20 protein-coding genes are annotated in these 20,093 nt (G+C 73.0%); 14 read left to right on the forward strand and 6 right to left on the reverse strand.

The genetic code is table 11. The features are described 5' to 3' along the window. The 3 genes from ACWF9Z_RS18265 to ACWF9Z_RS18275 form a co-directional block, all read right to left on the reverse strand. Nucleotides 1-295, reverse strand: a 295-nt coding sequence (locus ACWF9Z_RS18265; protein WP_453603276.1) for a hypothetical protein, incomplete at its 3' end; no start/stop codon positions are given. A 38-nt stretch (nt 296-333) separates the two neighbouring features. After that, nucleotides 334-1,083 (reverse strand): CbtA family protein, encoded by a 750-nt coding sequence (locus ACWF9Z_RS18270; RefSeq protein WP_453603361.1) that lies wholly within the window; start codon nt 1,081-1,083, stop codon nt 334-336. Nucleotides 1,084-1,122: 39 nt separating this feature from the next. After that, on the reverse strand, nt 1,123-1,341 hold the full coding sequence (locus tag ACWF9Z_RS18275; protein WP_453603277.1) for a CbtB domain-containing protein: 219 nt from the start codon (nt 1,339-1,341) through the stop codon (nt 1,123-1,125). 211 nt (nt 1,342-1,552) lie between these two features. Between ACWF9Z_RS18275 and ACWF9Z_RS18280 the strand changes: the two genes are divergently transcribed. After that, the gene (locus tag ACWF9Z_RS18280) at nt 1,553-1,972 is read left to right on the forward strand and encodes a histidine phosphatase family protein (protein WP_453603278.1); all 420 of its coding nucleotides are present in this window, start codon (nt 1,553-1,555) and stop codon (nt 1,970-1,972) included. 44 nt (nt 1,973-2,016) lie between these two features. Here the strand turns inward: ACWF9Z_RS18280 and ACWF9Z_RS18285 are convergent, their stop codons facing one another. Continuing rightward, on the reverse strand, nt 2,017-3,378 hold the full coding sequence (locus tag ACWF9Z_RS18285) for an aminotransferase class III-fold pyridoxal phosphate-dependent enzyme (protein WP_453603279.1): 1,362 nt from the start codon (nt 3,376-3,378) through the stop codon (nt 2,017-2,019). Between the two features lie 168 nt (nt 3,379-3,546). On the opposite strand from ACWF9Z_RS18285, the gene ACWF9Z_RS18290 reads away from it, so the two are divergent. From ACWF9Z_RS18290 to ACWF9Z_RS18325, 8 genes are all read left to right on the forward strand, one after another. Beyond that, nucleotides 3,547-3,699, forward strand: coding sequence for a hypothetical protein (locus tag ACWF9Z_RS18290; protein ID WP_453603281.1), 153 nt, complete (start codon nt 3,547-3,549; stop codon nt 3,697-3,699). After that, nucleotides 3,696-3,785, forward strand: coding sequence for a K(+)-transporting ATPase subunit F (kdpF, locus tag ACWF9Z_RS18295; protein ID WP_243330869.1), 90 nt, complete (start codon nt 3,696-3,698; stop codon nt 3,783-3,785). Before ACWF9Z_RS18290 ends, kdpF begins: the two co-directional genes overlap by 4 nt. A 6-nt stretch (nt 3,786-3,791) precedes the next feature. Further along, complete coding sequence (gene kdpA / locus ACWF9Z_RS18300) at nt 3,792-5,468, forward strand: potassium-transporting ATPase subunit KdpA (protein ID WP_453603283.1); 1,677 nt, start codon at nt 3,792-3,794, stop codon at nt 5,466-5,468. Further along, nucleotides 5,465-7,564, forward strand: coding sequence for a potassium-transporting ATPase subunit KdpB (kdpB, locus tag ACWF9Z_RS18305; RefSeq protein WP_453603284.1), 2,100 nt, complete (start codon nt 5,465-5,467; stop codon nt 7,562-7,564). The genes kdpA and kdpB overlap by 4 nt, the downstream gene beginning before the upstream one ends. A gap of 21 nt (nt 7,565-7,585) precedes the next feature. Beyond that, nucleotides 7,586-8,221 (forward strand): potassium-transporting ATPase subunit KdpC, encoded by a 636-nt coding sequence (gene kdpC, locus ACWF9Z_RS18310; RefSeq protein WP_453603286.1) that lies wholly within the window; start codon nt 7,586-7,588, stop codon nt 8,219-8,221. Nucleotides 8,222-8,465: 244 nt separating this feature from the next. Then, the gene (locus ACWF9Z_RS18315) at nt 8,466-9,197 is read left to right on the forward strand and encodes a hypothetical protein (protein WP_453603288.1); all 732 of its coding nucleotides are present in this window, start codon (nt 8,466-8,468) and stop codon (nt 9,195-9,197) included. Between the two features lie 111 nt (nt 9,198-9,308). Further along, on the forward strand, nt 9,309-9,680 hold the full coding sequence (locus tag ACWF9Z_RS18320) for a hypothetical protein (RefSeq protein WP_453603289.1): 372 nt from the start codon (nt 9,309-9,311) through the stop codon (nt 9,678-9,680). A 61-nt stretch (nt 9,681-9,741) separates the two neighbouring features. Beyond that, complete coding sequence (locus ACWF9Z_RS18325) at nt 9,742-9,888, forward strand: hypothetical protein (RefSeq protein WP_453603291.1); 147 nt, start codon at nt 9,742-9,744, stop codon at nt 9,886-9,888. Nucleotides 9,889-10,117: 229 nt separating this feature from the next. Here ACWF9Z_RS18325 and ACWF9Z_RS18330 read toward each other — a convergent pair whose 3' ends face one another. Then, entirely contained in the window at nt 10,118-10,525 is a 408-nt protein-coding gene (locus tag ACWF9Z_RS18330) for a hypothetical protein (protein ID WP_453603293.1), read from the reverse strand. A 138-nt stretch (nt 10,526-10,663) separates the two neighbouring features. On the opposite strand from ACWF9Z_RS18330, the gene ACWF9Z_RS18335 reads away from it, so the two are divergent. The 4 genes from ACWF9Z_RS18335 to ACWF9Z_RS18350 all read left to right on the forward strand — a co-directional run bounded on the left by ACWF9Z_RS18335 (nt 10,664) and on the right by ACWF9Z_RS18350 (nt 15,701). Further along, nucleotides 10,664-11,491 carry a hypothetical protein gene (locus ACWF9Z_RS18335; RefSeq protein WP_453603295.1) on the forward strand — a complete coding sequence of 276 codons (828 nt, stop codon included), beginning with the start codon at nt 10,664-10,666 and terminating at the stop codon, nt 11,489-11,491. 96 nt (nt 11,492-11,587) lie between these two features. Further along, nucleotides 11,588-13,615, forward strand: coding sequence for an FUSC family protein (locus tag ACWF9Z_RS18340; protein WP_453603296.1), 2,028 nt, complete (start codon nt 11,588-11,590; stop codon nt 13,613-13,615). A gap of 80 nt (nt 13,616-13,695) precedes the next feature. Beyond that, on the forward strand, nt 13,696-14,421 hold the full coding sequence (locus ACWF9Z_RS18345; RefSeq protein WP_453603298.1) for a hypothetical protein: 726 nt from the start codon (nt 13,696-13,698) through the stop codon (nt 14,419-14,421). 29 nt (nt 14,422-14,450) lie between these two features. Next, nucleotides 14,451-15,701 carry a sensor histidine kinase gene (locus tag ACWF9Z_RS18350; RefSeq protein ID WP_453603362.1) on the forward strand — a complete coding sequence of 417 codons (1,251 nt, stop codon included), beginning with the start codon at nt 14,451-14,453 and terminating at the stop codon, nt 15,699-15,701. A gap of 90 nt (nt 15,702-15,791) precedes the next feature. Here ACWF9Z_RS18350 and ACWF9Z_RS18355 read toward each other — a convergent pair whose 3' ends face one another. Then, a complete protein-coding gene (locus ACWF9Z_RS18355) occupies nt 15,792-17,885 on the reverse strand; it encodes a PhoX family protein (RefSeq protein ID WP_453603299.1) in 2,094 nt (697 codons plus the stop codon). A 310-nt stretch (nt 17,886-18,195) separates the two neighbouring features. Between ACWF9Z_RS18355 and ACWF9Z_RS18360 the strand changes: the two genes are divergently transcribed. Then, a complete protein-coding gene (locus ACWF9Z_RS18360; RefSeq protein ID WP_453603301.1) occupies nt 18,196-19,890 on the forward strand; it encodes a VWA domain-containing protein in 1,695 nt (564 codons plus the stop codon). Nucleotides 19,891-20,093: the final 203 nt, after the last annotated feature.

Genomic DNA, 20,093 nt, shown 5'->3' on the forward strand with positions numbered 1-20,093 from the left:
GCGGCCCAGGGCGCCCCCCGCCCCTTTGGTCCGGGCCCCGCACCGGCCCACAGACCACGACCACGCCCACCCCCGCCGCCCCCATGAGCGCGGCGGCGGAGTGGATGGCCGGGTGACCGTAGTCGCCCGACCATAAGTGCCGGGCCAGACCGCCCACCGCGGCCAGCGCCGCGATGATGCCGATCTGGGCGAGCAGGGTGACCGTGGTGAAGGGGGCCAGCAGCAGCGTGAACGAGTTGAGCCAGAACGGGGCCGCGCCGGTCCAGCCGCGCCAGTTCCGGATCTCCGTCGTCATAATGCCGCCACCAGCCCTTCGATCGCCTTTACGAGACGTCAACTCGCAGGCTGTACAGCCTCCTTGCGTGCTGCGGTCGGGACAAGGGCCCGTTCGGCAAGAAATCCGAAAGCCAGGCCGAAAGTGGTCCACATCGCGGCCTGGATGGCCAGCGAGGCGAGCCGGAACTGCCAGACGAGCGCGGCGGGGAAGTCCGCCGGGACCTCGTTGACGCCGGGCAGGGACGCGTACGCGATGCCGACCGCCACCACGAAGGCCGACGAGGCGGCGATCGAGGCGTTCCAGTTGCCGAGGCGCGGCGCCAGGCGCCGGCCCAGGATCAGCGCGCCCACGGCGAGCAGCACGCTGAGCGCGATCATCAGGACGTAGAGCGTGGTCCGCTGGACCGTGGTCTCGGGGTCTCCGACGGCCGGCGGGTTGGCGGGGTACTTGAAGAACGGCACCAGGCCGACGGTGACGAACAGACCGCCGGCGACCAGTGCCGCCGTGGCCCGGGGGCCGAAGCGGCCGATGCGGCCCAGGGCGTAGCAGAAGACGAGCGCCGCGATGCCGCCGAGCGCGACGCCGTAGAGCACGGTTCCGGTGCCGAGACCGGCCGTGGCCTGCAGGGCCCGGCTGACCGGGGCCGCCTCCTCCCCGTGGTGGTGGGCGCCGGCCTCCTCGATGGCGATCGCCGCGTCGACCTTGGATTCACCGAGGAGGTACGCGAAGAGGAAGGCCGCGACTCCGGCCAGCAGACCCGCGAGCATGCCCCGGACGAGGAACACCCGGGGAGTGACGGCGGGCATGGGTGAGCTGTCGTTCATGGGTGAGCTGTCCCTCGCTGGTCAGTGGCAGGGGAAGCCGAGGAGGTGACGGCCGTCGTGCATCCACTCGTGGACGGTGTCGCCCTCGAAGATCGCGGTGGCGCCCTGCTCGGCGCCCACGAGGTAGAGCAGGACCAGCATGAGGATGCCGACGAACAGGGCCCAAGGGGCCAGCGCGGAGAGGGAGATGGGAGCGACGGCCGCAGGGGCGGCAGTCGTGGGCACGGCGGAGTGGGCCATGGCAGGAACCTCCAGGGGGAACACGCGTCCCGGTCAGTGGTGCTCATGACGACGGTGGCGGGTCTGACTTCCCTCCCCCTCCGGGAGGATTCACAGTGGCGCGACCGTGCCGGATTGTCACCGGGCTTCCGTCATACCGTCGTCTTGTCGAACGTGACCGTACCCCGCTTACGCTCACCTTATGAACCCCCCATTGGTACGAGTTCATCTCGTGAGACCGCCGCTCGAGGAGGGAGAGCGCCGCCACCGCTTCCCCTCCGGGGGCCCGTGCCCCGGTCACGAGGGGCTGCGCGGCCAGGATCACGGCGCCTGGGCCGGCCGGACGATGGACGCGGTGGCAGCCGAGGACCCGGCCGCGCTGCACCGCTGGATGACCGACACCGCGTACGCGCCCCCGGGCGGCGGGGAGTCGGTGGACGCGCTGATCGAGCGGGTCGGCGCGCACCTGGACGGGCTGCCTCCCGGCGCGCACCGGGCGGTGGTCGGGCAGGGCGTCGTCCGGGCGGCCGTGGTGTGGGCGCTGGAGCTGCCCCCGGCGGCCTTCTGGCGCCTGGACGTACGGCCCGCGTCGGTGACGGCGCTGACGGGGCGCTCCGGCCGCTGGAACCTGCTCGTGGGGCAGCCCGAGTAGCGGACCGGACCGGAGCGGGCCGAGCGGCCGGAGCGACCGAGGCGTCAGACGGTGTGCGCGTCCGCGACGGACAGGGCCTCGTCGATGATCCGCAGGCCCTTGGCGACGTCCTCGGCCGAGATGTTGCACGGGGGCGCCACGTGGAGGCGGTTGCCGGCGATCAGCGGCCACAGCCCGGCCTTCTTCAGGGCGGCGCCGAACTCGGCCATGGGGGCGCTGTCGGCCCCGGAGGCGTTGTACGGCACGAGCGGCTCGCGCGTGAGCCGGTCCCGTACGAGCTCCAGGGCCCAGAAGGTGCCCAGACCGCGGACCTCCCCGACCGAGGGGTGGCGTTCGGCGAGGGCGGCGAGGCCGGGGCCGAGCAGCTGCGAGCCGGTGCGGGCGGACTGCTCGACGATGCCCTCCTCCTCCATGACGTTCACGGTGGCGACGGCCGCGGCGCAGGCCAGCACGTGCCCGGAGTACGTCAGCCCGCCCGGGTAGGGGCGGCGGGCGAAGGTCTCGGCGATGCCGGCCGAGATGGCGACTCCGCCGAGGGGGACGTAGCCGCTGGTGATGCCCTTGGCGAAGCAGAGCAGGTCGGGGCGCACGTCCCAGTGGTCGGCGGCGAACCACTTACCGGTCCGCCCGAATCCGACCATGATCTCGTCGAGGATGAAGACGATGCCGAAGCGGTCGCAGAGCTCGCGGACGCCCGCCAGATAGCCGTCGGGGTGCACGAGCACGCCGGGGGCTCCCCCGACGGTCTCCAGGATGATCGCGGCGACCGACTGCGGTCCCTCGAAGACGATGGTGTCCTCGAGGTGGCGCAGGGCGCGCTCGCACTCCTCGGCCGGGTTGGCCGAGTAGAAGGGCGAGCGGTAGGCGAACGGCCCCCAGAAGTGCACGACTCCGGCGGTCGCCGTGTCGTTGCCGAAGCGGCGCGCGTCGCCCGTGAGGTTGATCGCGGTGGAGGTGGCGCCGTGGTAGGAGCGGTACGCCGAGAGGATCTTGGGGCGGTTGGTGTGCAGCCGGGCCATGCGGACGGCGTTCTCCACGGCCTCGGCACCCGCGTTGGTGAAGAAGACCTTGTCGAGGTCGCCGGGGGTGCGCTCGGCGATCAGCCGGGCGGCCTCGGAGCGCACGTCGACGGCGAACCCCGGTGCGACGGTGCAGAGCTTGGCGGCCTGCTCGGCGATGGCCGCGGCGACCTTGGGGTGCTGGTAGCCGATGTTCGTGTAGACGAGCGCGCTGGAGAAGTCGAGGTAGCGGTTGCCGTCGTAGTCCCAGAAGTACGAGCCCTCGGCGCCCGCGACGGCGAGGGGGTCGATGAGCTCCTGGGCGGACCAGGAATGGAAGACGTGCTTGCGGTCGGCTTCTTTCACTGCCGCCTTGGCTGCGGCGAGGGCGTCGGCTTCTGCGTTCATGGGCCGAGCGTAGTTGTCCGGCATGTGGATGCTCCTCCAGGTGGAGCGCGGCCTCGGCCACGTCGTCCGGCGTGCCGCCCGGGGCGCGCTCCGAGCCGTCCCCGGGCTCCGCGTTAGGGACCCGTCAAAGCCGCGCCCCCGGGCGTATGGGGCCCATCAAGGAAGCCCGTGGGGGCGCGCGAAGGCGTTCCACTCGGAGGTGTCCGAAAAACAACCACGACTCTCCTGGAGCCCACGATGGCCGACCTGGCCTTCATCGTGACCACGATCGCGGTCTTCGCGCTGGTGGCACTCGTCGCCAAGGGGGTGGCCAAGCTGTGAACGCCGAGAACGTCATCGGCCTGCTGGTCGCCGTCGCGCTGCTGGGCTACCTCGTGGTCGCCCTCGTGTTCCCGGAGAGGTTCTAGCCTCCGATGAGTCCCGTTCTTGCCGGGGTGCTCCAGCTGCTCGCGCTCGCGGCGGCCCTCGCCCTCGCCCATCGCCCGCTCGGCGAGCACATGGCCCGCGTCTACTCCTCGAAGAAGCACTACGCACCCGAGAAGTGGATCTACAAGGCCGTCGGCGCCCAGCCGGACGCCGAGATGCGCTGGCCCGCGTACCTGCGGTCGGTCCTCGCCTTCTCGGCGGTGAGCGTCTTCTTCCTCTATCTCCTCCAGCGCCTGCAGGGCCACCTGCCCGGCTCGCTCGGCTTCGCCTCCATCGAGCCGGACCAGGCGTTCAACACCGCCGTCTCCTTCGTGACGAACACCAACTGGCAGTCGTACGCGGGCGAGCAGGCCATGGGCCCGCTCGTCCAGACCGGCGGCCTGGCGGTTCAGAACTTCGTCTCCGCCGCGGTCGGCATGGCCGTGGCGGTGGCCCTCGTACGGGGCTTCGCCCGCTCCCGCACCGGCGAACTCGGCAACTTCTGGTCCGACCTGGTGCGCGGCACGGTCCGTGTCCTGCTGCCGCTGTCGGCGATCGCGGCGATCGTGCTGGTGGCCTGCGGGGTCATCCAGAACTTCGCCGGGATCCACGAGGTCGGCCAGTTCGCGCACGGTCACGGCGCGGGCGCTCAGCAGTGGAACGGCGGCGCGGTCGCCTCGCAGGAGGCCATCAAGCAGCTGGGCACCAACGGCGGCGGCTACTTCAACGCCAACTCCGCCCACCCCTTCGAGAACCCGACGCCCTTCTCGAACCTCTTCGAGATCTTCCTGATCCTCCTCGTCCCCGTCTCCCTGACCCGCACCTTCGGCCGCATGGTCGGCTCGGTCCGCCAGGGCTACGCGATCCTCGCCACGACGGTCATCATCTGGATCAGCTTCACCGCGCTGATGATGTGGACGGAATTCAGCCACCACGGCCCGGCACTCCAGGCGGCCGGCGGGGCGATGGAGGGCAAGGAGACCCGCTTCGGCATCGGCGCCTCCGCGATCTTCTCGGTCGCCACGACGCTGACGTCGACCGGCGCGGTCAACTCCTTCCACTCCTCCTACACGGGGCTCGGCGGCGGCATCCAGCTGCTCGGCATGCAGCTCGGCGAGATCGCGCCCGGCGGCGTCGGCTCCGGCCTCTACGGCATGCTGATCATGGCGGTCATCGCGGTGTTCATCGCCGGCCTGATGGTCGGCCGGACCCCCGAGTACCTGGGCAAGAAGATCGGCACCCGCCAGATCAAGTTCGCCGCCTGCTACATCCTGATCACCCCGGCTCTCGTCCTCGGCTTCACCGCCCTGGCCATGGCCCTGCCCACCCCCGGCCACTCGATGTCCAACGGCGGCGCGCACGGGTTCTCCGAGGTCCTCTACGCCTACACCTCGGCCGGAAACAACAACGGCTCGGCCTTCGCGGGCCTCGACGCCAACACCCAGTGGTTCAACACGACCACCGGGCTCGCGATGCTGCTCGGCCGCTTCCTGCCGATGGTCTTCGTCCTGGCCCTGGCCGGTTCGCTCGCCGAACAGCAGCCCGTCCCCGCGACGGCGGGAACGCTGCGCACCGAGAAGCCCCTGTTCTCGTTCCTGCTCGTCGGCACGATCCTCATCGTCACCGGCCTCACCTACTTCCCGGCGCTGGCGCTGGGCCCGCTCGCCGAAGGGCTCGCCTCATGAGCACCATCACCCCCACCCGCGCCCCCCACGGGGACCTGCCCGGCGGCCACGGGCCCGAGAAGGCCCGGACCGGCGGTGGCGTCTTCGACCCCGAGCAGCTGCTGAAGTCCTTCCCGGACGCCCTGCGCAAGCTGGACCCGCGCGTGATGGTCAAGTCCCCCGTCATGTTCGTGGTGCTGATCGGTTCCGTACTCACCACCGTGCTGGCCGTCTCCGACCCGGGCAGCGTCTTCGGCTGGGCGATCACCGCCTGGCTGTGGCTGACCACGATCTTCGCGAACCTCGCGGAGGCGGTGGCCGAGGGCCGCGGCAAGGCGCAGGCCGACACGCTGCGCAAGGCCAACACGGAGACGGTCGCCCGTCGGCTGAACGGCTCGGAGCAGGAGCTGGTGCCCGGCACGGAGCTGCGCATCGGCGACCTCGTGGTCTGCGAGGCCGGGGACGTCATCCCCGGCGACGGCGATGTCGTCGAGGGCGTGGCCTCGGTCGACGAGTCGGCGATCACGGGCGAATCGGCCCCGGTCATCCGGGAGTCGGGCGGCGACCGCAGCGCCGTGACCGGCGGCACCAAGGTGCTCTCCGACCGCATCGTCATCAAGATCACGACGAAGCCCGGCGAGACCTTCGTCGACCGCATGATCAATCTGGTCGAGGGCGCGGCCCGGCAGAAGACGCCCAACGAGATCGCGCTGAACATCCTGCTCGCCTCGCTGACCATCGTCTTCCTGCTGGCCGTCGTCACCCTGCAGCCCTTCGCGGTGTACGCGCACGCCGAGCAGTCGATGATCGTGCTGACGGCCCTGCTGGTCTGCCTGATCCCGACCACGATCGGCGCCCTGCTCTCCGCCATCGGCATCGCGGGCATGGACCGCCTGGTCCAGCGCAACGTCCTGGCCATGTCCGGGCGTGCCGTGGAGGCCGCGGGCGACGTCTCCACCCTCCTCCTCGACAAGACCGGCACCATCACCCTCGGCAACCGCCAGGCCTGCGCGTTCGTCCCGGTGAGCGGGGCCCGCGCCGCCGACCTGGCCGACGCCGCCCAGCTGTCCTCACTGGCCGACGAGACCCCCGAGGGCCGCTCGATCGTGGTCCTCGCGAAGGAGAAGTACGGACTGCGGGAACGCCACCAGGGCGAACTGACGGGAGCCGAGTGGATCCCCTTCACCGCGCAGACCCGCATGTCGGGCGTGGACGTGGACGGCCGCGAGGTCCGCAAGGGCGCCGCCTCCTCGATCACCGCATGGGTCGCCGCGCAGGGCGGCACGGCCGCCCCGGACACCGCCGCGAAGGTCGAGGAGATCTCGGGCGCGGGCGGTACGCCGCTGCTCGTGGCCGTCGCCGACGAGAAGGGCGCCCGCGTCCTCGGCGTCATCCACCTGAAGGACGTGGTCAAGGAGGGGATGCGCGAACGCTTCGAAGAGCTCCGGCGCATGGGCATCAAGACCGTGATGATCACGGGCGACAACCCGCTCACCGCCAAGGCCATCGCCGAGGAGGCGGGCGTGGACGACTTCCTCGCGGAGGCCACCCCCGAGGACAAGATGGCCCTCATCAAGCGGGAGCAGGCGGGCGGCAAGCTCGTCGCGATGACGGGCGACGGTACGAACGACGCCCCGGCCCTCGCGCAGGCGGACGTCGGCGTCGCGATGAACACCGGGACCTCGGCCGCCAAGGAGGCCGGGAACATGGTGGACCTGGACTCCGACCCCACCAAGCTCATCGAGATCGTGGAGATCGGCAAGCAGCTCCTCATCACCCGGGGAGCCCTGACCACCTTCTCCATCGCCAACGACGTCGCGAAGTACTTCGCGATCATCCCCGCCATGTTCGCGGTGGTCTACCCGGGCCTCGACAAGCTCAACGTCATGGGCCTGCACTCGCCGGACTCCGCGATCCTGTCCGCCGTCATCTTCAACGCCCTGGTCATCGTCGCCCTCGTACCGCTCGCCCTGAAGGGCGTCCGCTACCGGCCCACCAGCGCCGACAAGATGCTCCGCCGCAACCTCACCCTCTACGGCGTGGGCGGCCTGGTCGCCCCCTTCATCGGCATCAAGCTCATCGACATGATCGTCTCCCTCATCCCCGGGCTGCGCTGAACAAGGAACGTGCTGACCACCATGAACAACTCCGTAGGAAACACCGCCCGTCTCCTCGGCGCCGGCCTGCGCGCGCTGCTCGTCCTCACCGTGCTGTGCGGGGTGCTCTACCCGCTCGCCGTCACCGGGGTCGCCCAGGCCGCCTTCGGCCACCGGGCCAACGGCTCGGAGGTCAAGGACGAGAACGGCCGGGTCGTCGGCTCCTCCCTGATCGGCCAGTCGTACGGGGACGACCTGCGCTGGTTCCAGGGCCGCCCGGCGGCCGGCCTCGCCGCGAACACCGTGAACACCCAGTACGAGCTGCTGGTCTCGGGAGCCGGCAACAAGGCGGCCGACAGCCCGGAACTGCTGGAGGCGGTCCGCGAGGCCCGGGCCCGCGTCCTGCTCGACAACACCGTCCCGGGCTACACCCCGGAACCCTCCGAGATCCCGGCCGACGCCGTCACCTCCTCGGGCTCCGGACTGGATCCGGACATCTCCCCGGCCTACGCGAAGCTCCAGCTGCACCGCGTCGCGCAGAAGAACGGCCTCCCGGTCGCGACGGTCGCGCGACTCGTCGCCGACCACACGCGGGCCCGCACCCTCGGCTTCATGGGCGAACCGCGCGTGAACGTCCTGGAACTGAACGTGGCCCTGAAGGCCCTGGCGCGGACGTAGCGGGAGCGCGGGAGGTGACGCGCCCGAGGCCCGTCCTTGACGTTCTCACCCGTTCGGGCGCACGCCCCCCACGACGTGATCTTCTCCCGGTCCACCGCCCGCCATCTGCGAAGACGCTCCCGCCGCCGGGTGACAGCGGGATGACGTCTCGTCAGATCTTCGTGTTACGGCGGGTGCCCGGCGTCCGGGAGCGGTCCACTGCTCTCAGGACCCGGCCGCCCGAGCCGGACCAGAAGGGAATCTCATGCCCCGCGCCCAGTGGGTGGTCGGCGTGCTGACGGTGACTCTGCTGCTGACGGGCATAGGGGTGTTGCGCGCCACCGAGGGCGCCGGGCCGACCGCCCCGACCGCCGGCGACGCCCTGCCCTCCCGGGTCCTGGGACTCTCCGGTCCGCGCCGGGTGGCGCGGCAGCTGGAGCACTCGGGCGGGCACACCACCGGCGAGGGCTCCCAGCGGCCCCTGCGGTCGAGCGTCACGCCCCTGCCGGCGGCGCGGCCCCTGCGGCTGGTCATCCGGAGCCTGGGAATCGACGTACGGCTGACGGGCGGGACACCGGGCGCCGGGCCGGTCCCCGCCGATCCCGGGTCCGGCAGGGACCGTGCGGACGCCAAGGACCCCGGGGACGGCGGGTACGAGGACGGCCGGTACGGCGGCGGCAGGCACGAGGGCGGCAGGTACGAGGGCGGCGGTGCGTACGGCCGGGACGGCGCCGTGTGGGATTCCGCCGGCCCCGCCCCGGGCACGGCCGGCACCGCCGAGGTCTCCGGGAACGTCCCGCGCCTGTCCGAGCTCCGCCGCGGGCAGACGATCGAAATCGTCCGCGCGGACCGTCGTACGGCCGTCTTCACCGTGTACCGGGTCTCCCCCACGGGCGTTGCCGAGCGCAACGCCTCCGGCAAGGCCAGACTCCGCCTCATGAGCGGCGAAACGGCCGTCCTGGCCCGCCTCACGGGGCACCGCCGCTCACCGCGCTAGCGGCACCCTCCCCGGCTGCCCGTCAGCCGTGGGGGGTGTCTTCGTCCGCCGGTCGGGGGGATCTGCGAGCCGCGCGGAGAGTCGGTCCGCATGTCGGGGCAGACCCTCCGCATGAGCGGGACGCGGTGCGCGCGGGCGGCACTGGGCAGGGCCCTGAGGGTGCCCCTGACGGTGCTCTGCGTCGTGCTGCTGTGCCTGTTCGGGACGGGCGGCCCCGGCCCGTCCGCGTCGGCCGACACCTCCCGCGGTTCCTCCTCCGCGCCCGCCGAGCCCACCGAGGCACCGGCCGACCCGGCCGGCGATCCCGAGGTGCGCGTAGCCGTCCGGCTGACCGTGCGCGACATCCCGGGCGTACGGGGCCTGCAGCGGCCGGTGTTTCACGTGAAACACCCGCCTGCCGGGGCGGCGGATCCGCACGGGACGGCGGCGACGGCAGCGGGGGCGTCCCTCCTGCCGGTGCGGAGTGTGGTCCTGTGCTGCTGAGCGGTCCCGGACCGATCAGCGGCTCAGCTCCCCCACACCCCGACCACCGTGAGGTTCCGCCATGCCCGTCGACCCGTACCTGGCCCTGAACGCCCTGCTCCGCGCCGAGGCCGCCCGCTTCTCCCCGCCGGCCCCGCAGGTCCGCCCGTCCGAACCGGAACCCGCGCAGCGCGCCGAGGCTCCGGCCCAGGACGCCGCGGCCGAGTAGTCGGTCCGCGAGCGGACAGGAGAAGGCACCGGTTCCCGCGCCCTCGGCAACGGAGAGTGGTCACATTGAGGTTCGACCACGAGGCACGGGAACCGGCGCCCCTGTCAGTCTCGGCGGCCGGGACCCCCGGCCGCCCCGGTCTTTGGTCCATGATCCGCCGGCCGAAAGTACCGACCCGAACGTCCTCGCGGCGGTCGGGGACGGTCCGTTGCCCGACGCGGCGGACGGCCTAGTCCTCCCGCGTGTAGTAGCGGTAGAACGCCGCCAGCCCGACCCCCGCGCCGATGAGCAGGGACAGCCCCGAGGACTTGAAGATGCTCTCGCCGGAGAGGCTGTAGAGGTAGCCGAAGGAGATGCCGGCGAAGGCCCCGTACGCCGCGGCGTGCAGCTCCCGCTTCAGCCGGGGACCGAACCGGGCGAGGGCGAACAGGCAGGCGGCGAAGATCGCGCCGCACAGGATCCCGTAGAAGACGTTGCCCGCGTCGACGGGCCCCGTCTGGCGCTTCATGAAGGCCGCGTAGACGCCGTAGACGAGTCCCGCCAGCAGGGGACCGGCCAGCGCCATGGTCAGGTGGGTCGTCGCGCCGGCCGCCGGCTGGCGGTGCCGCCCGGGGGCGGTGGGTGCCGCGTGTGCCATGACGGGCTCCTCTCTTCCACCATCCAGGGCACACCCGCCGCCTCCGGGCGGCAACTGGATCACCCGGGGGGCGGCGCGCGCCACCCGCTCGCAGCAGCCCCGCTCGCGCCGCCCGGCCGCCCGCCTTTCCCTGGTGACGTGCGGACCTTTCTCTCGGCGGTACTCATCGCGCTCGTGACCCTGCTGGTGCCCGCGAGCGCCGTCGCGTACTGGGCCGACCACGAGCTCGGCAACGCCGACCGGTACACCGCCGCCATGTCCCCGCTCGCCATGAACCCCGCCGTGCAGAACCTCGTCGTCACCCAGGCCGGCCGCGCCCTCTCCGGACAGATCGACGCCGGGCCGTTCCAGGGCGGGCTCGACGCCCTGCTCGGCGAGGCACTGCGCTCCTTCGTCGGCACCCCCGCCTACCGCACCGCGTGGGACGCCGCGAACCGCGCCGCCCACGCCGCCTTCTTCGAAGCGCTCACCACCGGCCACGGCGATGCCGTCACCATCGACCTCGCGCCCGTGATCGCACAGGTCAAGGAGGACCTCATCGGCAACGGGGTGCCCCTCGCCGACCGCATCCCGGTGACCCACGTCGCGGTGAAGGTCATGGAGTACGACGACCTCGGCTCGCTCCGGAAGGGGTTCCACATGCTCCAGGTCGCCGGTGTCTGGCTCCCCCTGCTGACCGTGGTGCTGGCCTGCACGGCCATCGCCGTCGCCGTCCACCGGCGCCGCGCGGTGGTGGCCACCGGTCTGGGGCTCGCGGTCGGCGCCGTGCTGCTGTGGGCGGCCGTGGCGCTGGGCCGCCGCCTCACCCTGGACGACCTGCCGGCCGACATCGACCGGGGCGCCGCCGAGGCGGTGTACGACGCGCTCACCGCGTTCCTGCGGACCACCGCCTGGGTGGTGCTGGCCGTCGGTCTCGCCGCGGCGCTGGCCGCCTGGCTGATGGGCCGGATCCGCCGCACCCCATAAGCTCGGAAGGTACCGAATGGCGCCCAAATCCGCAGAACAGGGCAGAAGAACCGATTCGCGAGCGGGGCCACGGAAGCGGGAATGAGTACAGCGGGAATGAGCACAGGACGCACCGAAGAGATACCGTCCGGGCGGCCCCGGCACACGCCGGGACGGCCCCACCCGCTGAGCCCGCCCGCCTGGCTGCTGAAGGGCCTCCGGCCGGGTACCGCGCCGATCCCGTGGGCCGCCGTGCTCCGCGCCGGCATCGCCCTGTCCGTACCGCTGGCCGTCGGCTTCGCCGTCGACGAGCCGGAGTACGGTGCGCTCGTCTCGATGGGCGCCCTGTCCGGGGTCATCGGCGACACCGCGGACGCCTACCGGATGCGGCTCCTGAACATCGCCGTGCCGCAGTTCTTCGGCGCCGTCGGCGTGGCGCTGGGCACCCTGGTGTTCGGGCACGGCTGGCTCGCGGTCGGCGTCCTGACCGTGATCGCCCTGGTCTCCGGGATGATCTCCTCGATCGGTACGGTCGCGTCCGTCTCCGGGCTGCTCCTCCTGCTGAACGCCGTGGTCGGCGCCGGACTGCCGCTGCCCCAGCCCTGGTGGACCGCCCCGCTGCTGCTGAGCGCGGGCGGGCTGTTCGTCCTCGCGCTGACCCTGGCCGCCTGGCCGCTGCGGGGCCGGGCGCCCGAACGCGCCGCCGTCGCCGCCACCTACCGGGCGCTGGCCGACACCCTGGAGGCGGCCGGCGGTCCGGGGCCCGCGTACGAGGAGCGCCGCCACGAGATCACCCAGGCCCTCAACCAGGCCTACGACCTGGTGCTGGGCCGCCGGGCCCGGGTGCACGGACGCAGCCCCTCTCTCGTGCGGATGCTGGCCCAGCTGAACGTGGTGATCCCGCTCGTCGAGGCCGCGCCCGCCGCGCACCTGCGCGGCACACCGCTGCCGCCCGAGATCCCGGCGGCCGTGCGGGAGCTCGCCACGGCGATCGAGGAGGGGCGCACCGGAACACCCGTACTGGACCTCCCCGCGCCGGGCAGCCCGTCCGAGCGGGCCATCGACGCGGCCCTGCGCCACGCGGCGACCATCGTGCTGCTGGCCGAGCCGGATCCGTACAACGTCGACGACCGGCTCGGCCGTCCGGCCGCCCTGGGCATCCGGGCCCGCCGGGCGGTGCGCGACATGATGTTCTCCAAGGCCTCCTGGCGGTACGGGCTGCGGCTCGCGCTGTGCATCGGCCTGGCCCAGGCGCTGGTGTCGGTGGTGGAGATCGAGCGGTCCTACTGGGTCGCGCTGACCGTCACCTTCGTCCTCAAGCCCGACTTCGGCTCGGTGTTCTCGCGGGCCGTGATGCGCGCGCTGGGCACCGCCGCGGGGCTGGTCATCGCGGCCGCCGTGCTCGCGGAGGTGCCGCGCGGCTGGTGGGACGTGCCGGTGATGGCGGTGCTCGCCGCCCTGATCCCGGCGTTCTCCGCCAAGGGGTACGCCTTCCAGACCGCCGCGATCACCCCGGTGATCCTGCTGCTCTCGGACCTGCTCAACCACCAGGGCTTCGACCTGATCCGCCCCCGGCTGCTGGACAGCCTGATCGGCTGCGCCATCACCCTCCTCGCCGGCTACCTGCTGTGGCCCGAGAGCTGGCACACCCGGATCGGGCACCGGCTCGCCGACACCGTGGACGACGCCGCCCGGTACGTCGAACGGGCCTTCGGCGGACCTCCCGGCACGGAAGCGGGGAGCCGGGCGGCACGCACCGCCCGGCTCCAGGCCCGGCGCCGGATCTACCGGGACCTGTCGGGGGTACGGAGCGAGTTCCAGCGCGCGCTGACGGAGCCCGCGCCCACCGGGGCGCGGGCCGCCGCGTGGTGGCCCCTGGTCGTCGCCCTGGAGCGGATCGTCGACGCGACCACCGCGGCCCGGGTCCGGGTCAACCACGGCGCGCAGCCGCCGGACGAGCGGGAGGTCGCGGCGATCGCCGAGGACCTGCGGGGCCTGGCCCGGGGTGTGCGAACGGCCCGCACCCCGGCCCAGCTGCACCCGCCGTCCCCGCCCGTGGTGGACGAGACCTCGGTACTGGCCCCGGTCCGCCACGAGCTGGCGGCAGCCCGCGCCCTGGCCGGCCCCCGGCACGAGGCCCCGTAGCGGCGAGGGCGCCGGACCGCGGCTCCCCCAATGGCCCCGCGCCCCGGGCCCGTCCGGCCGGGACGGGAGAGCATCGGGGCATGAGGTTCCTCCCCCGTCGCGGCCGGCGCTTCCCCGCCCTCGCCGCTCTCGCCGCCCTCGCGGCCGCGGCGGGCTGCGCCGATGTGGAGGGGCTGGCGAGCGAGGGCGACCTGGGCACGGTGCACGCACCGCAGAGCCTGTGGACGGACATCCGCCCCGCGCCGCCCGGGCCCGGCCAGAAGCCGGGGACGGCCACCGTGGTACCCGGGCTCCCCAAGGTCCCGGGCCGGTCCATGCGCGGGGTGAACGCGCTGGAGGTCCTCCGCGCGGACCTCACCTCCGCCGCCGCCGGGGACGGCGGGACCGGGCAGCTCGTCGACCCGCGCGCGGCCCGGCGGCTCGCGCTCTGCACACAGGCTGTGGACGGCGGACCGGACTGCCCGGTCCGGCCGGGCGTGCTGCACGATCTGACCGGCGACGGCCGCGAGGAGCTGATCACGGCCCTGGACCTCGACGGCAGACTCAGCGAGCTGCGCGTCTACACCGTCCGGGACGACGGGAGCATCGCCCGGATCCTGTCCCGGCGCGCGGTGCTGGAAGGGGTGGAGGTGGCCGCCGAACACCTCGCGGTGCGCGAGCCGACCTCGAACCCGGCGTACATCTCCATCTCCGACTACGTGTGGGACGAGAAGGCCGGGATCATGAACCTGGCCCAGCTGACCCTCGACGCCTGCCCCCGCCCCGACGACGCCTCCGGTCCCTGCGGCCCGGCGGGCCCGGTCTGAGCGTGGCCGGGGCGGGACGCGTGCTGCGGATGCCGAAGGGGCTGCGCTGGAAGATCGCCACGACCACCACCGCCGTGTGCTGCATGGTCGCCGCCGTGCTCGGGATCATCGTCCACAACGTCGTCTCCCGACAGGTCTCCGGCGAGCTCCGCAAGGACGCGAGCCGGGACCTGGAACACGCCCTCGACCACTACCAGTACGGCACCGTGCACGGCGACGTGAACGTCGGACTCGATCCGCCCGGCCTGCCCGAACCGCTGCGGAAGCTGGTCGCGCGCGGGGAGACCGGCACCATGGTCGGCGAGTACGGCCACGAGCCGGTGATGTGGGCGGCCGGGCCCGCCGACCGCAAGGCGCTCGCCGTGTGGATCCCGTACGCCGGGACCCGCGCGCGGCTCCGGGACATCGACGCCGCCATCCTGGCCGCCGCCGTCCTCGGCGCCGGGGTGGTGGCCCTCGTCGGCCTGTTCCTCGCCAACCGGATCAGCCGCCGGCTCGCCACCACGGCCGCCGTGGCCCGCAGGATCAGCGCCGGGGACCTCGACGCGCGCGTCGGCTTCCCGGCCGACGAGGACGCGCGCCCGGACGGCTCCCGCGACGAGGTGCGGGACGTGGCGCAGGCCCTGGACTCCATGGCGACCTCGCTGCAGGCCCGGCTGGAGGCGGAGAAGCGCTTCACGGCGGACGTGGCCCACGAGCTGCGGACGCCGCTCACGGGCTCGCTGGCCGCGGCGGCGCTGCTGCCCGAGGGCCGCCCCAAAGAGATGATCAACGACCGGCTCCGGGCCCTGCACCTGCTCACCGAGGACCTGCTGGAGATCTCCCGGCTGGACTCGGGCGTCGAACGGGCCGACCTGGCCCGGGTGGAGCTCGGCCGCGCGGTGGAGCGGGCCGCGGCCGCCACCCGCCTGAGCGTCTCGGTCCGGATCCTGCGGGACGCCGTGGTCCTCACCGACCGGCGCCGCCTGGACCGGATCCTGGCCAACCTGCTGGCCAACGCCGACCGGCACGGGCGCCCGCCGATCGAGGTGAGCGTCGAGGGCCCGGTGGTGACCGTCCGCGACCACGGGCCGGGATACCCGGCCGACCTCATCGAGCGGGGCCCGCAGCGCTTCCGCACCGGCGACCCGGGACGGGGGCGGAGTCACGGCCTGGGTCTGACCATCGTGGCCGGACAGGCGGCGGTGCTGGAGATCGCCCTGGCCTTCTCCAACGCCCCGGACGGGGGTGCGGTGGCCTCGCTCCGGCTGCCCGTGGGACGGCTGCCCCACGAGAGTTGAGCGGCGGGCGGTGCGTGTTTCACGTGAAACACCCGTGCGGGGTGGATGTTTCACGTGAAACATCCACCCCGTGGTGTTCAACTCACCGGATCAGACTCCGATGTTCTTGCCGTCCTTGCGCCAGACCGACACGACCGCCGGGCGGACGATCTTGCCCGGTCCGTCGGGCCACACCGACTGCGGCTTCTCGACGGACGCGCCGTCGATCTCGCCCGGGTGCTGGACGGAGACCAGGACCCGCTTGTCCTGGATGAGCGGACCGCAGGTCTCGGCGCCGCGCGGCACCGTGAGGAACTGCTTCAGCTCACCGCGGCGCTCACCGGCGGTCGCGACACCGAACAGGCCGTCGTGGGAGCCGAGCTGGTTGCCGTCCGTGGAGATCCACAGGTTGCCGTGCGAGTCGAACGCCACGTTGTCCGGGCAGGAGATCGGGCTGACCTTCTCCTTCGGGAAGCCCGCGAAGTAGGTCGCGGGGTCGTTCGGGTCACCGGCGACGAGGAAGAGACGCCAGGCGAAGCCGTCGCCCGCCGGGTCGTCGAAGTTCTCGGCGAGCTCCAGGATCTGCCCGTGCTTGTTCAGGTTGCGCGGGTTGGCCTCGTCCGCGCCCGCCTTGCCGGCCTTGCCGCGGTCGGTGTTGTTGGTCAGCGCGATGTAGACGCGGCCGGTGCGCGGGGAGGGCTCGACGTCCTCGGGGCGGTCCATCTTGGTGGCGCCCACCTTGTCGGCGGCCTCGCGCGTGAAGACGTACACCTCCTCGGCGGTCATGCCCTCGACGTGCGAGACGTTGCCGGTGGCGAGCTTGATCCAGACGCCGGAGCCGTCGAACTCGCCGTCGGCGGGAAGCTTGCCGGTGCCGTCGATCCCGGCGGCCGGCGAGTCGCCGGTCAGCTTGGCGACGTAGAGGGTGCCCTCGTCCAGCAGCGTGAGGTTGTGCTCCTTCGCCGCGCGCGACTCGCCCTTCTTCATCTGCTTCGAGGAGACGAACTTGTAGAAGTAGTCGAAGCGCTCGTCGTCGCCCATGTAGATGACCGGGCGGCCGTCCTCGGTCAGCCGGGGCTGCGCGGCCTCGTGCTTGAAGCGGCCCAGCGCGGTGCGCTTGCGCGGGGTGGACTTGGGGTCGTACGGGTCGAGCTCGACGACCCAGCCGAAGCGGTGCGACTCGTTGGGCTCCTGCGCGACGTCGAAGCGCTTGTCGAACCGCTCCCACTTGCGCTCGGTGGCTCCGGCGGTCACGCCGTAGCGCTTCAGGCGGGCGGCCACGACCGGGTCGGTCACCTGGCCGGCGTTGGCGAAGTACTGGTTGAAGTTCTCCTCGCCGTGGAGGGTGGTGCCCCACGGGGTGGTGCCGCCGGCGCAGTTGTTGAGGGTGCCGAGCACCTTGGTGCCGGTGGCGTCCACGGAGGTCTTCAGCAGGGCGCTGCCCGCGGCCGGACCGGTCAGCTTGAACTCGCTGGTCGCGGTGAGGCGGCGGTTGAGCTGGTGGCGGTTGACCGCGGTCAGCTTGCCGCTGCGGTGGTCCTCCTGGACCACGACGACGCCGAGGCCGTGCGCGGCCCAGGCGATCTCGACCTGCTCACGGGTCGGGCTGGCCGGGTCGTAGCCCTTGAACATGAGGATCTCGTCCGTGTACTCGTGGTTGGCCACGAGCAGCTGCTGGCGCTCGTAGCCGTCGCCGAGCGGGAGGAGGCTCAGGAAGTCGTTGTTGTAGCCGAACTGACCGGCCTGCGCGGCGGCGGTCTGCCGGTCGGGGTTGAACGCGGGCGCGCCCTTGACGATCGGGTCACCCCAGCGGATGACCACGTTCTGCTCGTGACCCTCGGGGACGGTGACCTTGTCGGCGGTGTTCGGCGCGACGGGCTTGAAGCGCAGGCCGCGGGCTCCGTCGGCGTTGCCGCCCGCTCCGCCGGCCGCGCTCTGGGTATCGGCGGCGGGGTTGGCGTTGGCGGAGGAGCCGTTGCCGCTCAGGGTGAGGGCGGTACCGGCGGCGGAGGCGACCGTGACGACGGCGGCCGAGCGGAGCATCGACCGGCGCGAGTAGGCGCGGGCTATGACATCGCCGGCGTACTCGTTGTCGCTGGTGTTCGGCACCTCGTGGAAGCAGGCGTCGCCACAGCGGTAGCGGCAGGTGAGGGCGGAACGGCCGCCCCCATGCGGGGTGCCGATGAGCGGCAGGAGCTTGCGCACGAATGTCCTCCGTTGATACCCGGTCCCCGACAACGTGTCGGAACAATCCGTCGGTGACGCTAGGCGCGGGGTGCGCCGAAGCGGCGGCGCACGGATGAACGCCGGGTGAATCCGGCACGTCGGAGCGGGAGTTCGGAGGCGGGAGAGGTAAAGGAGGGCACAGGGCGCCACGAAGGGTGCCCCTGCCGAAGTTCCAGCCAAGGGGCCGATAACCTTACGTGTCCGCTCTGGGCAAGGATCTACCGCGCAGTACGGACAAATGACGCACGCACTCATGCGAAAGGCCTGGCCCATGGGTATTCGGAGCTTGTTGCGCAAGGTATTCGGACGGACCACTGAGGCGGTTCCGGAGACGACCGGCGCCCCTTCGGCGGCCCTCCCGAGCCAGACCGAACGCACCCCCCTGGACGCGGCGGCCGAACTGGTCGCGGCGTCCTTCGACAACCCCACCGTCCCCCCGCAGTCCGCACCGCGCGACCGCGAGCCGGGCACCGTCCTCACGGCCCCGGCGCCGGCCGCCGCCCCCGCCCCGGACCCCACGGTCCCGGAGGCCCGCCGCCACGCCACCGATGCGCCCGCGGCACGGGAGACGGCGACCGCCGAGCCGGCCGCGGCCGTTGCCGAGCCGGAGCCCGTCGCGGCCGAAGCGGCCGGGACTCCCGCCGCCGAGGCGGAGGTTGCCGAGCCGGTACCGGCCGAGGCCGCGGTGGAGACCGAGGCCGCCGCCGAGGCCGCCGAGGCGGAGACCCCGGTTGAGGCCGAGGCCGTTGCCGAGGTCGTTGAGGGGGAAGCCGAAGCCGAGGCGGACGTCGTCGAGCCGGCGGACGCCGAGCCGCTCGCGGCCACGGCCGCAGAGGCGGAGGCAGAGCCCCTGGCCGCCGTTGCCGCCGAAGCGGAACCGGTCACGGAGCCGGTCACGGAGCCGGTCACGGCCGAGGCCGCCACGGCCCCCGCCGTCGAGCCGGAGGCCGTGGAGCCCGAGGCTCAGGACACCGTCGAGCCGGTAGCGGCCGAGGCCGAAGAGGTTCTCGTCGCCGCCGTGGCGGAAGCAGCCGTGGAAGCGGAGACGGAGGCCGAGCCGGCCGACGCCGCCACGCCGGAGACGGAGGCCGAGCCGCTCGCGGCCTCCGCCGAGGCGGAGCCCCTCGCCGCCGAAGCCGAAGTCCTCGCCGCCGATGCGGTCGTTGCCGCACCGGAAGCCGACGCCGCACCCGAGGCCGAGGCCGAGGCCGGACTCGAAGCCGACGCCGAGCCGGAAACCGCGCTCGCCGCCGAAGCCGCACCGGAAGCCGACGCCGCACCGGAGCCCGAAGCCGCACCCGAGGCCGAGGCCGAGCCCGTCGCAGTCGGCGGCCCCGCGCACGCCCTCGCCGCGGTGAAGCGGCAGGCGCCCGCGCTGGCCGGGGCCCACAAGGCCGCCGGCCAGGTGCTCAAGGCCCGGGGGAAGACCGGGGCGCGCGCCACGGTCTACCTCGTCCTCGACCGCTCCGGGTCGATGCGGCCGTTCTACAAGGACGGCAGCGCCCAGTACCTCGCCGACCACGCCCTCGCCCTCGCCGCGCACCTCGACGAGAACGCCACCGTGCACACGGTGTTCTTCTCCACGGACGTGGACGGGACCGCCGACCTCACCCTCGACGCCCACGACGGCGCCTGGGTCGAGGCCCGGCACGCCGAGCTCGGCCGCATGGGGCGGACCAGCTACCACCGCGCCGTCGAGGAAGTCCTGGCCCGGTACCAGAAGGACGGAGGCGAGGGCCGCGCCCTCGTCGTGTTCCAGACGGACGGCGCCCCCGACAACCGTCAGCCCGCCCGGCAGGCGATCGCCGACGCGGCCGCGTACGACATCCACTGGCAGTTCGTCGCCTTCGGTGACCCCGAGTCCAAGGCCTTCGACTTCCTGCGCAAGCTGGACGCCGACAACGCCGGCTTCTTCCACGCCGGCCCCGCCCCGGCCGAGCTGACCTCCGCCGCCCTGCTCAAGGGCATCCTGGAGAAGTTCTGACCGGAGGCCGGCGCCACCGGCCACGGGGGGGGGGGGCGGGGGAGCGGGGGGTGGGGGGGGCGCCGCCCGGCGCGCAGGGGCCGCCCGGGCCCCGGGGCGCCCGTCTTATTGTGCCTGGTTGTCTTGTGCCCCCGCGGGGGGGCGCCCCCCGCCCCCCGGCGGCGGGCCGCCCTTGCCTTGCCGCCGGGGGCCGTTCGGGGCGT

The sequence above is a fragment of the Streptomyces sp. NPDC054961 genome, assembly GCF_053609145.1.